Genomic DNA, 15825 nt, shown 5'->3' with positions numbered 1-15825 from the left:
GCCGCTGGCTCGCCACCTACCGGTTACCGTTCCCGTTGTTGCGCTCGATGACCTCGCGGACCTTGCGCGTCAGCGACGCAGGCGTGAGCGGCTTCTGGAGGTAAGCGACGCCGGAGTCGAGGATACCGTGCTGGAGGATGGCATCGTCGGTGTAGCCCGACATGAAGAGCACCTTGAGTCCCGGTCGCATCGCTCTGAGACGCTCGGCGATTTGCCTGCCGCTCATGAGCGGCAGGACGACGTCGGTGAGGAGCAGATCGATCTTCGCGCCGTGCTGCTCGCAGATGAGAAGGGCCTCACCGCCGTTGGCGGCTTCCAGTACGACGTAACCGTGCCGGCGCAGGATGCTCCGGGCGAGCGTACGCACTTGGGCGTCGTCTTCGACGAGCAAGATGGTTTCGTCGCCGTGGAGCGACGCCAGTGGCGGGCGATTCGACGACACCGCCTCCGCGCCGCTCACCCGGGGGAAGTAGACCTTGAACGTCGCGCCCTCGCCGGGTTCGCTGTAGACCCAGATGTGGCCGCGACTCTGCTTGACGATGCCGAACACCGTCGCGAGGCCGAGCCCCGTCCCCTTGCCTTTCTCTTTCGTGGTGAAGAAAGGCTCGAATATTCGGGCCTGCGTCGCCGCGTCGATGCCGATTCCAGTGTCGCTCGCGGCGAGCATCACATACGCGCCAGGCTGCACGTCGTGGTGTACGGCGGCGTAATCCGCGTCCAGCTCGACGTTTGCGGTTCGGATCGTCAGCTTTCCGCCCTGCGGCATCGCATCTCGCGCGTTGACGGCGAGGTTCATCACGATCTGCTCGATCTGGCCAGGATCGGCCTCGACGTTCCAGAGCCCGCTCTCCGGCAAGACGGTGAGAGTGATGTCGGCGCCGAGCAAGCGGCGGAGCATCTTCTCCATGCCAGCCACGATGTTGTTGAGGGAAAGCACCTTCGGCTCCAGCACCTGCTGGCGGCTGAACGCGAGGAGCTGGCGCGTGAGCTCCGTCGCACGAACCGCAGCCGCGCTTATCTGCTCGACGTCCGCGCGGAGCGGTTCGTCCGCGTCGAGGTCCGCGCCGATCATCTCCGCGTAGCTCAGGATGACCGACAACATGTTGTTGAAGTCGTGGGCGATCCCGCCGGCGAGGCGCCCGACAGCCTCCATCTTTTGCGCTTGGCGAAATTGTTCTTCCAGGCGCTTGCGCTCGGAGAGGTCGAGGGCGATGGAGATGTACTCTCCGTTCTCGAGCGGCGCGAGTGCGACCAGCACGGGGACGCGGCGTCCATCCTTGCACCGGTATTCCGCCTCGCTGGCCCGCGCCCCTGCCGACGCGTCGCGCCCCGCCGGCGCGAGAAGCTCCCAGACGACCTCGCCCGCGAGCAGCTGCTCGCGCGAGCACCCGGTCATGCCCAAGAATGCGTCGTTCGCCTCGAGAATCCGTCCGTCCGCGTCAGAGACGGTGACGCCGATGATGCCGGACTCGGCAAGGCGCCGGAACCGCGTCTCGCTCGCGCGCAAAACGCTCGTCCGCGAACGAGCGGCGTCCAAGTGGGCGCGCACCCGCGTGAGCAGCTCGCGCGCCGAGAAAGGCTTGAGCAGGTAGTCGTCAGCCCCGGCTTCGAGCCCCTCTACAACGGCCTCTTCCCCGGCGCGCGCCGAGAGGAGGATCACCGGGATTGGCCGCGTTGCGGGTATGGCGCGGAGGGCGCGGAGGAGCGCGAACCCGCCCATGCGTGGCATCATCACGTCGCTCAAGACGAGGTTGGGCACGGCCGTCCCGATCTGCGCCAGAGCGGCCTCGCCATCGGCCGCAGTATCGACGGTCCAGTGCGGGCTGAGCAGGCTGACGATGTAGTTGCGCATGTCTGCGTTGTCGTCGACGACGAGGATCCTCTCACGGTCCGCCGGCGACGGTTCCGCCGCCGGTTGCTCCGGGGAAGCGGCGCGTGCGTCAGCGGGTATCCACTGAGACGCTTCGAGAACGAATGGCGTGGCTACGCCTCCCCTTGCACTCTCGTCGGTGTCGCTTGCGACTACGATGCGGTCCTTCGGCAGGTGGGCGGAGCCGAGCGGAATCGAGACTGTGAAAGTGCTCCCGCGGCCCACTGCGCTCTCCACGCGGATCGAGCCTCCGTGCAGGCTGACGATCTCCCGCACGAGCGCCAGGCCGATGCCTGTCCCCTCGAAGCTTCGCCCGTGCGAGTTCTCCACGCGATGGAAACGCTCGAAGACGCGTTTCTGCTCGTCCTCCGGGATACCCGTCCCCGTGTCGCTGACCACGAGGTCGACTCGGTCGCCGTGCTCCCGCAACCGCACGGCGATCTCGCCTTCCAAGGTGAACTTGAATGCGTTCGAGAGGAGGTTCGAAACGACCCTCTCCCACTGCGAGCGATCGACGAAGACCGGTTGGCGCAGGCTTGGGCAATCCACCACCAGTGACAGCCCGGCGGACTCGATGAGTGACTGGAACGCACCCGCAAGCCCCGCCGTGAGCGCTGCCAGATCCGTCGCTTCGAAGCGCGCATCGAGCCGCCCCGCCTCGATGCGCGAGAAGTCCAGGAGACTGTTGACCAGACGAAGCAAGCGGACGGCGCTGCGGTGGACTGCGCGAAGGGGCTCGCCGCCGAGAGTCGACTCCCGACGGAGCGCGTCCTCGATCGGCCCGAGCATCAAGGTGAGCGGTGTACGGAACTCGTGGCTCACGTTGCTGAAAAAGGCGGTCTTCGCGGCGTCGAGCTCTCCGAGCTTGACGTTCGCGTCGCGGAGCTCGCGATTGGCTGCGGCCAGCTCTTGGCTGCGCTTGATGACCTCCCGTTCCATGGCTTGCGTCTTGTCACGCAGCACTTGGCCGAGCTCGGTCGCCTCGACCAAGTTGGTGACGTCTTCGACCCGATGCAGGATGTAGAGCACTTCGCCGGAGCGGGAGAGGACCGGGATGTTCTTTGGGCTCCAGTACTTCGTCTGGAACGTGCCGTCTGGGCCGCGGATGTCATAACGCTGCACGGCCATCGTGTCGGGTGCACGCGTCGCCAGCGCTCGCTCGAGCGATGCCCGGAGGTTGCTCGCACCGGTGGCCTCGGGATCGTCCGGGTTGTCTGGGAAGACCTCGAAGAGCGGCCTACCCATCGTCTTCTCTCGCGTGGTTTGGGTCGCGGCCAGGCGTGCGTCCGTCGCCGCGACCATCGTGAATCTCGGCGCGTCTGGGAGAAGTACCAGGAGAACGTCCGGCGACGACTCGAACAGCAAGCGGAGATCGGAAGCGATCGCATCGCTCGCTGCTGCAGCCGGATCGTCGACTTCACTCATCGCTGGTCCCCCCGAGGATTAGTCTGCGGCACGGGCAAACACCCCTCGGTCAGGCTCTCCGGAACGCTGCTGGCGAGCTGGGGAGGGTCAGGGACGGGCGGTGTTGTTCCCATGAAGGCGCTGAACCCGTGCTGATGCCGCGTATGGGAGACAAGCCCCAGCGGTTCGGTCACCAGTTTGCCTGCGCGAACGGCCGCGCCGGTTTCGAGAAGTGGTAGCCCTGAAGGAGGTCCAGACCGAGATCCACCAGGGAATCCCGTTCTTCCGGGGTCTCGACGCCTTCGGCGATGACGCCGAGCCCCATCTCCTGGCAGAGCGAGGTCATCGAGCGGACCAGGCGCCGCTTCAGGGAGCTCTGGTGGAGCCCGCGGATCAGCGACATGTCCAGCTTCACGAAGTCCGGCTCCATCTGAACGAAACTGGCGAGGCCGGCGTACCCCGCTCCCAGATCATCCACAGCACCGGATGAGGCAACGTGGGCTCCTCGCTCCTGAGCAGCGCCTCGTACGCAAACACCTGCCGGTCGGCGGCGCTGACGATCGGCTGAAACGCCATCCAGAGCGAGTCGAGTGCGCGATCGAAGCTGGTCTCGAGCCCGGCGCGGTCGGAAGCTTCGCCGGTCATGGTCCCGAGAGCACGGAGGGCCTCCCGCTTTGCCCTGCCGAGGTGGTACAGGCGCACCGCGCGACGGACCGCCTCGGTGATGTTTTCCGACGAGACCGGCTTCATCAGGTACTTCATCACGCCGTAGTCGATGGCCCGCAGGGCCGTCTCGAGCGTCGGACCGCCTGTCATCAAGATCACGGGCAAGTCACGGTCGCGGCGGCGCACTTCGCGTAGGAGCTGAACGCCGTCCATACCCGGCATGGAGATGTCGCTGACCACGGCGTCGAAGGCGCCGCGCTCGAGGAGCTCGAGGGCGCCAGCCCCGTCCGACGCCGGGAAGACGTTGAAGCCCGCCGAAGTCAGCACGCGAGAGTACACGCCGCGGACGGCGTCGTCGTCATCGACCAGAAGCACGCTGGAACGCTCCGACTCCATCTCGTCGCTTAGCAAGTCTCCCAGTTTAGGGTTGGGCCTCCGGCAAAGGAAGCGTCAGACATAGACCATAGACCCCCTTGTCGTCGGACCGCGCACGGCCAGGAGATTGCAGCGTTTTTCAGCGCGTGATGCGTCGGATGATGCATGCCGACTCGGCGTCCCCTCGAGCCCACCCCCTCACTTCAAGGTGCCGCGCAGGACCCGCGCGCCCGCGCCGCCCAGGCTGAGCTTCTGCCCGGCGGCGAGCTCGTGCTGCGCGACGACCTGACCGGTTACGACGTCCACGACCTCCAGTGACAGCGCCGCCCGCGCCTCCATCTGAGCCTGGTTCAGGATGCCGAGCGGCAGCACCAGGAAGCTCTTCCCGCTCACGCTGCCCGGCGCCGCGACGACCCCGCTCTCGGGAGCGGAGAGCTCCGGCCACATCACGTCCGGCTTCGCCTGACCGCCTTCCTCCGCGTAGAAGCGGAGCGGGGCGTCGCTGGCCTTGGGATCGCGCCGCGCCCAGGAGGCGAGATCTCCCGGCACGTACGACGGCAGCGCCGAGAAGGCGTCCGCGCCGGACATCTCCCACAGGTTCTGATCCCCGCGCACGCCGGCGCTCGAGTGAAACACGTGCAGCGGCAGGCCCGACACGTAGCTGGCCACGGCGCCCGTCACCAGCTCGAGCACGCCGTTTTCGCTCGACACCGAGGCGCCGGGACCGATGGGCTCGTTGTTGCTGGCGACCGGGATGCCGGCGCAGCCGTGGACCCACCAGGGCTGCCAGACCGGGCGCCAGTGGCCGTCCACCTGGCCCACGTCGCGATCGAAGTGCAGCGTGGCCAGATCGGCGATGCCGCCGGCGTAGAGCGCCTGCGTGGCCGAGCAGACGCTCGGATCCGGCGCCGAGGCGGCCACCAGGATGTTCGTCTTGCCGTTCAGGTACTGCGTCAGCGCGCGCAGCTCGGACTCGCCCTGGGCGCCCCCAAAGCCGTTCTGCCACGCCTCGTTCGCGAGCTCGAAGTGGATGATCTTGTGCTCGCGTCCCTGCGACATGGCGACGAAGCGATCCACCAGCGCCTGGCGGTCCGCGGGGTTGGGCAAGTTCTTCTGCCCGTCGCCGATCAGCGTCCACTCGATGCGCAGGCCGTATTGGTCGTAGGCCAGATCCGTGAGCCCCGCGATGACCTGGTCGTAGTCCGGCCAGTGCCAGTCGATCTCGCGACCGTCCCAGTAGTCGTTCGCCGAGTAGTCGCCCACCACTCCCAGCGCGCGCACGTAATGAAAGCCGTGCTGCGCCAGGAACGCCAGGTTCTGCTCGAGCCGCGCCTTGTCGTGCTTGTAGCCCCAGGCCGCCCACATCATCGTCGCGCCGAGCGCGTTGAAGCGACCCTGGTCGTCGCTGAGCGAGCTGCCGTCCAGCACCACCGGGCCGCTGCGCTTGCCGCCGCTGCCGCCCCCGCTGCCGCTCGAACCGCCGCTTCCCCCGCTGCCGCTCGAGCCGCCGCTGCCGCTCGAGCCGCCGCTTCCCCCGCCGCCGCCGCAGCCGACGCAGGCGTCGTAGCCGAGGCCGTCCGCGCGGCACGCCTTCACGCCCAGCCCGCCGCCGGGGCAGGCGCACTCGACCTGCTTGCCCGCCACGCAGGTCTTGGCCGGCGAGCCGCCGCCTTCGTCGCCGCAGCCGGCGAAGCACGCGAGGGCGAGCAGCAGGGCACCCGATCTCGACACGCTCATCATCCTACCTTCAACAGCGCGCCAGGGCGCTCGCCAGGAGCTCCACCACGGAGAACACCGCCTGCTGGGGCAGCTTCTGGCTCGACGGATGCGAGTCCGTTCCGCTGATCGTGTCGAGCACGCCGGAAGCCGAGAGCGCGCGGAGCGAGTCGCCGGGCAGCACCAGGTGGCTGGCGATGGCGTGCACGCGGGTCGCGCCGGCTTCTTGGTACGCGCGCGCCGCCTGCAAGAGCGAGCCACCGGTGCGGATCATGTCGTCGTAGATCACGACCTCGCGGCCGCGCACGTCGGCGTTCACCCCCGTGACCGCCAGGTTGCCCGAGGCGGCGTCCCGGCGCTTGTAGACGAAGGCTGGCTCCACGTCCAAGGTGTGCGCGAGGCTCTGCACCCACTTGGCGCGACCCGCGTCGGTGGCGCCGAGCACGTAGTCGCGACCCGCCATCGCCTGCTCGATGGCACGCGTCACGATGGGCGCGCCGTAGACGTGGTGCGTGACGTGAGCGTCGCCGAAGTAGAACTCGATGCCGTCGGTGTGCAGGTCGAAGAGGAACACGCGGGTCCCGGCCTCGCAGGGCGGGATCGCCGAGATCAGGCGCGCGCGGGTCTTGGCCGTGACGACCTCGCCCGGCAGTATCGCGCGCTCCATCGTCGAGTAGCCGAAGTAGGGCATCACGATCGAGAGCGAGCGCGCGCCGGCGCGGGAGATGGCGCAGCCCAGGTCGTAGACCTCGAGCCAATCCAGATCGCTCGGCGTGCCGCCGAGCAGCACGACGTCCCGACCCCACACGTCACAGGCGAGCCGCCGATACTGCTCGCCGTCGGGGAACGACTTGCGCTCGACCTCACCGCGCTCGAACGGGCCCGCGGCCAGGAAGCGCGGCTCCAGGTAGGCGTAGGTCGAGGTGGTGACCAGGAGGTGGCTGCCGCTCGGCATGGGGGCCTACGCTACCTCGCCCGGGCCGAGATCCAGGACAAGAGCGGGTCGCGCGGCGGTTTCACGCGAAACTTCATGTAGCCGGCACAAGGGCGCACCGAGGAAACGGGCGCGCAGGGCGGCGAGGGGCGGCGAGGGGTGACCGAGGCGCGGTGAGGGGCGGCGAGAGTAACGCGCATGCGCGCGCGGAAACGGGCGCGCGCGAGGGCGAGGGCGAGGGCGAGAGCGAGAGCGAGAGCGGGGGCGAGGGCGAGGGCGAGGGCGAGAGCGAGGGCGAGGGCGAGGGCGAGGGCGAGAGCGAGGGCGAGGGCGAGGGCGAGGGCGAGGGGCAGGAAATGTGTCAGCGATGTCCTGGCAGTGCACATCGAAGAGAGTCTGCTCGCTCGCTCTTCGATTTTACCGCCGTGCTCGACCGCGTCCAGGCCGCGGCCGCGCGCTGACGCGCGCGGTGCTCGCTCGCTGGCGCTCGCTCGCAGCCTGGACCCGGTCTGTGCGCGGCGGGCGGAGCGCAGGCGCTCTCACGAGCAGAAAGAGAGAAGAACGAGATGCTGCGAATCTACCCCATCACCGTCGAGGCCATGCGCGAGCTCCGGCCGTTCATCGAGCGCATCGAGAAGAGAGACAGCGACCTGTGCCGGCAGATGAGGAGAGCGGCGTCCAGCGTCGTGCTCAACATGTCCGAGGGCATGGGATCGCGAGGCAAGCTCAGGCAGGTCAGGTACCACACCGCGCTCGGGTCGGCGCGGGAGACCCTGGCGTGCCTCGAGGTCGCCGAGGCGTTCGGCTACATCGCCGGGGTCGATGCCGCGGTTCGGGCGCGCCTGGACCGCATCATCGGGACGCTGGTGAAGCTCGTTTAGGGCGCGCCGGGAGTGGGCGAGAGCGGGGGCGGGGGCGGGAGCGAGGGCGAGTGGGGGAGCCGGGGCACCCGGGGATTGATCGGGAGCGGGGGCATTGGAATTCGCTCCGCGGACCAGGCCCCGGCGCCTCGCGACTGTTCCTACCGGACAAACAGCCGGCGCCGGTCCCGGGGGATTTATCTCGCTCCGCGGATTGCCCCCGCGCCTCGCCACTCTGGCGTGCGGTTGAAACAGCCGGCACCGGCCCGGGCCGGTTCTTGCACACGTCTCTCAGTGGCTGATCGTGATCTGATCATGGCAAGACTGAGGATGTAGTCCCGGGCTCGGCCTTCGGCCTCGCGAGCTCTTTGCGCTCCCATGGTCCTCCGCGCCATGGTCACCGCGGCAGAGACGGTCACCCGCTTCCTCCGGAGGCTCGGTGAAGACCCCGAGCCTCCACGCCTCGCTCCCCCGAGGAGACCGCCGTTCTTCGTCAGCCCCGCCCTGCGTCAGAGGCTCGGCGGGCACGGGGGCGACTCCAGCGCGCAGATGGAGATGTTCGTGTCGTAGCGCGCTCCCGCCGCCGTCGCGTGCAGGGCGGACGTATGCCTGGTAGCCTCTGTGACGGGGACCATGGTGGGTGCAGCAGCGCGGGTCGAGGACTTCGAGAGCCGAAACAGGCCGGCTTCCGGCGTTGCTCGCGCCGGCGGCAGCCTTCGGCAGAGAACTACCCCCCCTTTGTCTCACCTCCGCGCGCGAGATCGAGGGAGTATTCCCGACGAAGCGCGGGAAGCGGGGTTTCGAAGGCCAGCGCAAGAGCTACGTGGAGTCACACCCAACGCATCGGCTCTCCGGCGCGCTGAATGCGGCGCGTGCGGCGGCGCCATCGCTCTGGTGAGTGGGAAGGGCAGCGGCTACTACGGCTGCCTGAACGGCTCGCGGCGCTCCTGTGAGAACCGCGTGCTCATCGCGCGCAAGCGCCTCGAGGAGAAGTTCCTGGGCGCGTTGAACCAGGACGTGCTGAAGCCCGAAGTACTGGCCTTGGTCTACGAGCGCACCGCGGCGAAGGTGAAGGAGCAGTTCGCGCACGTGCCCGAGGAGCTCCGGCTCAAGCGGCTCGAGCTGAATCGGGCCGAAACGCGCGTGCACAACTTCGTCGAGTTCGTCGCGAGCGGCCGGGCGACGGGGGCGCTGGCCGACGCCCTGGCCCAGGCCGAGGAGCAGGTGAAGACCCTGTCCGCCGACATCGCCAGCATGCAGACCGCCAGCGAGCACGTGTTCACCCCGCCGCCGAAGGCCTGGATCGCCGATCGGATCCGGAAGCTCCGCGCTTTCCGGACCACGCACCGCGGAGCCATCGTGACGTTCTTTTCGACCTGCTCGTGCGCCGAACCCGCATGTTCGACCGCAAGCTCGCGCCGAAGAAGAAGCGCACGCGAGTTGAGTTGATCGACATCAATTTCGGTCGGCGGAGGGCTTGACAACCCCCGGGGGGGGGGGGGGCTAACCTGAGTCGTATGATTGGCGCAGCGGAGGCCGCCATGCGAAAGGTGCCGGATCGTCAACGGCGCAGAACAGCAGCGGCTTCGATCGCTGCGCTCGCCGTGCCGCTTCTTGGCAGCTCGGTGGCGTCGGCGGGCCCATTCACGACGGTAGACTGTCCGCGGTACCCAGCGTGGCAGGAGATACCCGTTGGCTACTCCACGGGAGAGATGCACCAAGACTACAATCGGCCAGGCCACGCCAACAACCTGGTGCATGACCGGACGATTCACGCGAACGCGCGTGTGTCACACATGTATTTCAAGTTCGCGCCCGGTGGCAACTTGGAGTTCAACTATGACTTCTTTCACGCGGCACCACAATTCACTGTGGACCCCGCGGACTGGCAGTCCTACACGGGCACGCTCAGTACCAGCTGGCATCACGTCTCGCTGCCATTTCGGGCTCAAGCACAGGCGCTATGGACACGCCTGACTACGGATGGAAGCGTCGCTGCCGCCGGCTTCGCACTCGACAAGGTCGGTGTGAGCTGCGAACCGAACTTGGCGACCGGCCATGGACTGCTCAATCCCGGGGTTCGCAGCATGGGTGTTCTCCTCGGTGCCGACGACAGTGTCACTTTCTATTTTCCCGCTGCATCCGGCAGCGGCGGTGCGCGAAGCACCAACTTCATTCTGTGGTCGGACACCCCCGGTGCCGACGTCGACCTCTACGTGAGGTGCAACGCCGTGGCCACCAAGGAAATCTACACCTGGCGCGGATACTCGAGTGATGCTCAGGAGTTCATTCACGCCGCCGCCGCCGACTGCGCGCCAGGAGGCGTGTGGTACGTCACGGTTCATAACTTCCTGAGCACGCCGTCGCAGTTCAACCTGGTAGCCTCCTATAATTTGGAAGCGTTGGCTATGGACGTCGGCGTAAGAGTGAGCGACTACCATCCTGGATTCACTGAGCTGGAGGCGATCGCGTACACATCGCAGGCTGTTGTCCAGGGTACCCGCCGGCTCTACGGATCCACGGAAGGTGGGCTCTTTCTGCGACGCATCGACACATGTAGCGAGAGTACTTACTCGACGTACTGTAGCCAGGCTGGCGTCCAGGTGGAGCGGAGATATGACTGCGAGCGGTCCTACGCCTGGGGATGGCCCATCCTCAAGCAGATCGTGCTCTGCAACGACGCAACCGGCGTCACTGCGTCCCACGAATTTGGACACGCCGTTCTGGGCCTGGGCGACGAATACCGGGACGTTGGCAACCCACCAGCGTCCTTGGCGACGTGTGGACACAGCTTGATGGGAAACTACCCGTGGTGGCTGAACAACCTCTGCTATTCCGGCAACCACAACAAGGACTGGCAATCCGGTTCGGGCGGCCCAAGTAGTCTGCCGAACGCTTGGTCAGTGGTCACGGGTGGAGATGGTTGGTGGCCGCGAGCGCCTCCGGAAATGGTCCCGTTCAAGACCCCTGACAACGTGTCCTTCGTCTCCCACGACTTCAACGGCGCGGTGCCCGTGTTCATTCACTACTAGAGGAGGTCGTACATGAAACACCAATGGGCGCAGCTTCTCCTTGGCACATTTGGAACTGTGCTGCTCGCGTGCTCAGAGTTGGGGGAGCCGGCGGGAAACGCGGCGGAGAAGAAGAGTCAGACGCCGGCTCCGGCGACTTTAGTCGTGGTCACTGTCACCCCCGCGGACCTGTTGTCGGCGACCGGCACGACTCCCATCGTGTTCTGGTTTGACTACGGCGACCGGGCAGTGCCAGGTAGTGTCTTGGACGCAGTGAAGAAGACCATCCAGCTCGAAGAGTTTCCGAGCGGCAAGCCGGTCGCGTTCAGCGTGCAAGAGCAGCCATCTCCTGCAGTGAGTGTACCGTCGGATTCCACTCAACCCAAAGGGAGCAGTCCTGCACCGCGGGCGCCGGTCGTCGTGACCAGCAACCCCCAAAGGGCTTCGTTGACAGTGGTGCCGGTCGAGGATCTGTCCAACACCTGGCACCGCGTGTCCTTCGACGCAAAAAGCGCCGGTGTCACCACAATGCGAACGATGAACCCGACCTCTCCGGATGGGCGCTCCGGTTCCCGCTTCAACCCTGGAAACGCACCTTCGCTGCAAAGCGTGACCTCCTGTGCAGGGCCGCCCGGATCGAACAAGGTTGTCTTGCGGTTCTCGGAACCGGTCCGAACCGAGAAGCAGAGCGACATCGCGGTCACCTGGGGAGTCAGCCCAACATGTACATCGAACTCGGAGCCGGGCACCGACGCCCGAACGATGTTTGGCTTCAGTTGCGCGGCGGCCGGCGCGCCTGTGACCCTTCAGATAGGCATCGGGACGCTGAAGGGCGTCGATGGACAGCTCGCTTCGGTCTTCGGCCCTTCCGGCCAAGCCAACGCTTTTGTGAGTGCGCCCCTCCAGCAGCTGATCGATATGACCCAGGCGTTCGAGTCCGAAGCGCTCTGTAGAACCTGGGTTCCGTAGTGTACGACACACGCTCACTGGCTGCGATTCTTTTGGTGGCTTGCAGCGCTGAGTCGACGCCTCGCACGACGTTACGCCTCGAGGACTACGATCGCTCCTGCACGGTAGCCAGCGATTGCACTCCGGCCTCGGTGGGGTCGTACTGTCCGTGCACGCCATGCGCGAACGCTGCGATCAACAAGTCAGAACGGGCGAAGTACGACGCGGACGTCGCTGAAGTCGATTGTCAAGGCCACACGGCACTCTGCTCGCCCTGCCCACCGGTGCCTGCGACGGACTGCGTTGCCGGACTATGCCGGCTCGTCCAGTAGGTTTGGCCGCCAGCGCTGCCTTGGCGGCGACGTAGTTCGACTGCCCGCGGTTGCCGCGGCGCGACCCGCTGGAAGGACAAGAGCGGGTCGCGCGGCGGTTTCACGAGAAACTTCATGTAGCCGGCACAAGGGCGCACCGAGGAAACGGGCGCGCAGGGCGGCGAGGGGCGGCGAGGGGTGACCGGGGCGCGGTGAGGGGCGGCGAGAGTAACGTGACCCATCAGCGACACCGGGATGATTTCCGCGGACGTGGCCGCCAGGCTCGGCTTCGACGCGGAGGTCATCAGTGGCAAATGGACGGAAGATCGAGGACGAGGCGGAGGCGCGGCGGTGCCTGCTCGCGGCGAAGCGGAAGGGCCTGAGCGCCGGGGAGTGGGCGCGGGCGCACGACATCGACGGGCGGTCTCTGAACGCGTGGCGGGTGAATCTCGAACGGCGGGGAGCGAGCGCTCAGCCGCGACGGCGAAAGTCGAAGGCGGCAGCGACGGCGCACGCGTTGGTCGAGCTTGTTCCCGCTTCGCCGAGCATCGCCGTGGCCGGGAGGGGCCGGTACGTTCTCGAGGTTGCCAGGGCTCGGGTGGAGTTCGGTGACGACGTTTCGGTCGAGACGCTGCACCGGGTACTCGAGGCTTTGCGCTCGTGCTGAGCCTACCTCCGACGGTGCGCGTGTTCGTGGCGGTGGCCCCACTCGACATGCGCGGCTCCTTCGACGCCCTCGCCGGCGCTGTGCGCGGCCTGGGGCTCGATCCAGTCGATGGCCACCTGTATCTCTTCCTCAACAAGCGCAGGCGGATCGCGAAGGCTCTGTGGTTCGACGGGTCGGGCTGGTGTGTTCTCGCCAAGCGCCTCGAGGCTGGGAGCTTTCAGCTTCCGCTGCTGGACGGCGACAAGCCGCAGGTGGTGATCGACGGCTCGGCGTTCGCCTCGCTGCTGGCTGGGATCGACTTCACAGCGGCGCGGCGCGGCTGGTACCGGCGGCCTCGATTCGAAAAAGCACGCAAGGGGATCGACACGGATCTCCAAGTATGATCTCTACTCGTCTGTGGACGGGCTGGAAGCGCTGCGCAAGGAGAACGCCGAGCTCCGTGCGCAAGTCGCGCAGCTCCTCACCGAGCTGGCACGGCTCAACGATCGCGTCTCGGAGCTGCTCGCGGTAGCGCAGCGCAAGCAGCGAAAGGCTCCTGCTCCCGGCGCTGCAGCGCCAGCCGCTGCCCCGCCCGTCGTCGAGGGAGAAGCCCAGCGTGCTTTCGAGGAGCGGCCCAAGGCCCCGGACAAGCCTGCCGCCGAGCCTCCGCCGAAGAAGAAGGCGAGGCCAACGGGGCGCAAGCCGATCCCCAGCCACCTCGAAGCCGAAGAGCACGAGCTCCGCCCCGATGCGTGCGGCGAGTGCGGCGGAGCTGCCCTGGACGTCGTCGACGAGCTCGTCGAGGAGAAGCTCCACGTCGTCAAGGAACACCAGCGCCGGCGCGTCGTTCGTCGCTACACGTGTCGCTGTCGCGAGTGTGGCGAGCGCACGACGCTGCGCTCTCTGCCTGCCCCTTACGAGCGCTCCAAGGTCACCTGCGAGTGGCTCGCGTGGCTCGTGTACCAGAAGTTCTGGCTGCTCACGCCGCTCGACCGCATCCGGCGCGACCTCGCCGAGCGCGGAGTCCCGATCGCGATGAGCACGCTGGTGACCTTCATCGAGCGCGCTGCCGACCTGCTGTCGGGCATCGACGGTTTGCACTGGAAGCAGCTGCTCGCCGGCTCCTGGATGGCTACCGACGGCACCGGGTTGAAGGTCATCATCAAGAAGCTTCCCGCTGCGCACAACGGTTACGTGGAGCTCTACCGCAACCACGACGTCGCGGTCTTTCAGTACGAGCCCGACAAGAGCGGCGAGGTCGTCGCCGCGAAGCTCAGACCCTTCCGAGGTACCCTCACCGCCGATGCCGAGCATCGCTTCAACGACGTCTTCGCTTCAGGCCGCGTGCTCGAGGCCGGGTGCAACGCCCACGGCCGTCGCAAGTTCCGTGACGCAGAAGACACCCAGCCGGTGCTCGCTCTCGAAGGCGGCGCCTTCCTGGGCGCGATCTACGGCGAAGAGGGAGAGGCGCAGAAGCTCGGCCTGGTCGGAGAGGCGCTCAGAGAACATCGCCAGCGGTGCATTCGCCCCATCGTCCAGGACTTCGAGCGCTGGCGCGACGCCGTCGAGCCGACGCTCTTGCCCTCCGAGCCGCTGGCGGCGGCGATTCGGTACTACAAGAACCATCGGGACGCGCTCTTCCGTTTCGTCGACGACCCGCTGGTCCCCATCGACAACTCTCCCACCGAGCGCGAGTTTCAGAACGTCGCCAAGCTGCGCCTCAACATGCTCTTCGCCGGCAGCACGGAAGGCGCCCACCGTGCTTGCGTGCTCCTCGGCATCATCGCCACCTGTCGAGCTCTAGGTGTCCCTGCGCAGGCCTATCTCACCTGGGCCTTCGAGCGCCTCGGGACCCACCGCGATGTCTTCGCGCTGCCGCTCGAGGCCCTGACCCCCGCCGCGTTCAAGAAGACCCTCGGCTGAGCCCCACGCACGATTCCACCCGCCGCGCATCCCGGCGTCGCTGATCGGTCACGCCCCGCCCAGCTCCCCCGCGAGCGCGATCAAGATCTCTCTCGGTGTTGCTGCCCCAACTCGTCGCCGCTTCGCGGCGCCGGTCTTCCCCAAATTCGGGCTTCGCCCGAATGGGGAAGACGCGTCGTCCCGAGACCGCGGCGCCGGCGCCCGTCGCATGGCCGGTGGCGCGCTGCGCTGGCCGAGTGACTCGGCCTGACGCTCACGGGACCGGGTAGCGGCGCAAGCGAGCTCGTGCGTGTGGGTCTCGAGCTGGCGCAGAGGAGCAGTGACCACCGGTGCAGAGCTGAGCGACGGGGCAGTCCTCGGTTTGCTTGCACAAGATCCATGCTGGCGGAGGGCCGCAAGAGGCTAGGCACTGCGCGCTGTTCGGGCGAAGGCAACACCAGAGGCTTGGCGGGCAATCGGCCGACTCGTCGCAGGCAAGATCGAGGCTTGCTTCGTCACAAGAGCGATCACGCGCTACGCACGTGCGTTTCGCGCCGTCCCAAGATTGGCAGCATCGCTCGCTCTCCAGCTCGCAGTCGACCGAGCCACAGCGCAGGCGGCCTGGATCTGATCCGGGAGCGGGCGGTGCGCTTGCTCTCCGTCTTGGCGGAGGCACCGGCCGGGCTTCGACGGACATCGGAGGAAGAGGCCTGATCGCCCGACCAAGGCGCTCGCCTTCCCGTGGTTCAGATCTCGACGCGTACGTCGCGAAGCCCACGGCGACAGCCACTGACGCGATAGCCCAGGCCGCGGACCGAGCTCTGCGCTGCGCGGTCACTTGCCACTCATGCAGGCGCTGAGGATCGTGCACGAGCTCGGACAGCACACGTGCGGTGAAGGGCACCCGCCCGGGACACCGCCGCAAGTGCACTCCGGCGCGCCGGCGTCGTCGAACAGAATGCAGTACCCCTCGCAGAGCTTGCCGTTGCAGCAGGTTCGCACGGGCTCGTAGATTTTGGGTAGCGGCGGGAGACAAGCAGTTCCGCCGTCGACCAGCACGTATCCGGGCCCTGCGTCCGATGGAGCCTTGGGGCCGGCATCCTTGGGTGCGGGCCTGATGGGTGGCGGGATTGGCTTCTTCGACGGGGCCGGAGGGGGTGCGAACGCATCGGAGGGAAAGGG

The 15825-nt window shown here is 67.2% G+C and carries 13 protein-coding genes; 7 read left to right on the top strand and 6 right to left on the bottom strand.

Going from position 1 to position 15825, the window contains the following annotated elements; genetic code table 11:
- Nucleotides 1-16 precede the first annotated feature (16 nt).
- From HS104_20660 to HS104_20640, 5 genes are all read right to left on the bottom strand, one after another.
- The gene (locus HS104_20660; protein ID MBE7482379.1) at nt 17-3295 is read right to left on the bottom strand and encodes a response regulator; all 3279 of its coding nucleotides are present in this window, start codon (nt 3293-3295) and stop codon (nt 17-19) included.
- A gap of 169 nt (nt 3296-3464) precedes the next feature.
- On the bottom strand, nt 3465-3752 hold the full coding sequence (locus tag HS104_20655; GenBank protein ID MBE7482378.1) for an EAL domain-containing protein: 288 nt from the start codon (nt 3750-3752) through the stop codon (nt 3465-3467).
- The gene (locus HS104_20650; GenBank protein ID MBE7482377.1) at nt 3686-4351 is read right to left on the bottom strand and encodes a response regulator; all 666 of its coding nucleotides are present in this window, start codon (nt 4349-4351) and stop codon (nt 3686-3688) included. The genes HS104_20655 and HS104_20650 overlap by 67 nt, the downstream gene beginning before the upstream one ends.
- Before the next feature lie 162 nt (nt 4352-4513).
- Entirely contained in the window at nt 4514-6046 is a 1533-nt protein-coding gene (locus HS104_20645) for a hypothetical protein (GenBank protein MBE7482376.1), read from the bottom strand.
- A 16-nt stretch (nt 6047-6062) separates the two neighbouring features.
- Nucleotides 6063-6986, bottom strand: a complete 924-nt coding sequence (locus HS104_20640) for a ribose-phosphate pyrophosphokinase (protein MBE7482375.1) — start codon at nt 6984-6986, stop codon at nt 6063-6065.
- 545 nt (nt 6987-7531) lie between these two features.
- On the opposite strand from HS104_20640, the gene HS104_20635 reads away from it, so the two are divergent.
- The 7 genes from HS104_20635 to HS104_20605 all read left to right on the top strand — a co-directional run bounded on the left by HS104_20635 (nt 7532) and on the right by HS104_20605 (nt 14664).
- A complete protein-coding gene (locus tag HS104_20635; protein MBE7482374.1) occupies nt 7532-7846 on the top strand; it encodes a four helix bundle protein in 315 nt (104 codons plus the stop codon).
- A 357-nt stretch (nt 7847-8203) separates the two neighbouring features.
- On the top strand, nt 8204-8395 hold the full coding sequence (locus HS104_20630; protein ID MBE7482373.1) for a hypothetical protein: 192 nt from the start codon (nt 8204-8206) through the stop codon (nt 8393-8395).
- A gap of 324 nt (nt 8396-8719) precedes the next feature.
- Nucleotides 8720-9274, top strand: coding sequence for a hypothetical protein (locus HS104_20625; GenBank protein ID MBE7482372.1), 555 nt, complete (start codon nt 8720-8722; stop codon nt 9272-9274).
- Between the two features lie 263 nt (nt 9275-9537).
- Entirely contained in the window at nt 9538-10857 is a 1320-nt protein-coding gene (locus HS104_20620) for a hypothetical protein (GenBank protein ID MBE7482371.1), read from the top strand.
- 12 nt (nt 10858-10869) lie between these two features.
- On the top strand, nt 10870-11805 hold the full coding sequence (locus HS104_20615; protein ID MBE7482370.1) for a hypothetical protein: 936 nt from the start codon (nt 10870-10872) through the stop codon (nt 11803-11805).
- A gap of 971 nt (nt 11806-12776) precedes the next feature.
- Nucleotides 12777-13145, top strand: coding sequence for an IS66 family insertion sequence element accessory protein TnpB (gene tnpB / locus HS104_20610; protein ID MBE7482369.1), 369 nt, complete (start codon nt 12777-12779; stop codon nt 13143-13145).
- 13 nt (nt 13146-13158) lie between these two features.
- Nucleotides 13159-14664 (top strand): IS66 family transposase, encoded by a 1506-nt coding sequence (locus tag HS104_20605; protein ID MBE7482368.1) that lies wholly within the window; start codon nt 13159-13161, stop codon nt 14662-14664.
- Between the two features lie 813 nt (nt 14665-15477).
- Here HS104_20605 and HS104_20600 read toward each other — a convergent pair.
- Entirely contained in the window at nt 15478-15645 is a 168-nt protein-coding gene (locus tag HS104_20600; protein ID MBE7482367.1) for a hypothetical protein, read from the bottom strand.
- Between the last annotated feature and the right edge of the window lie 180 nt (nt 15646-15825).

This window comes from Polyangiaceae bacterium (genome assembly GCA_015075635.1).
In the GTDB taxonomy this organism is placed as follows: Bacteria; Myxococcota_A; Polyangia; order Polyangiales; family Polyangiaceae; genus JADJKB01.
Note: the sequence above shows the minus strand (reverse complement) of the source record. Positions and strands in the feature narration are given on the sequence as shown.

Coding starts and splice junctions, on each gene's coding strand:
- HS104_20615 (MBE7482370.1), top strand. CDS start 10,870: ATGAAACACCAATGGGCGCAGCTTCTCCTTGGCACATTTGGAACTGTG.
- HS104_20620 (MBE7482371.1), top strand. CDS start 9,538: ATGCACCAAGACTACAATCGGCCAGGCCACGCCAACAACCTGGTGCAT.
- HS104_20640 (MBE7482375.1), bottom strand. CDS start 6,986: ATGCCGAGCGGCAGCCACCTCCTGGTCACCACCTCGACCTACGCCTAC.
- HS104_20660 (MBE7482379.1), bottom strand. CDS start 3,295: ATGAGTGAAGTCGACGATCCGGCTGCAGCAGCGAGCGATGCGATCGCT.
- HS104_20630 (MBE7482373.1), top strand. CDS start 8,204: ATGGTCCTCCGCGCCATGGTCACCGCGGCAGAGACGGTCACCCGCTTC.
- HS104_20635 (MBE7482374.1), top strand. CDS start 7,532: ATGCTGCGAATCTACCCCATCACCGTCGAGGCCATGCGCGAGCTCCGG.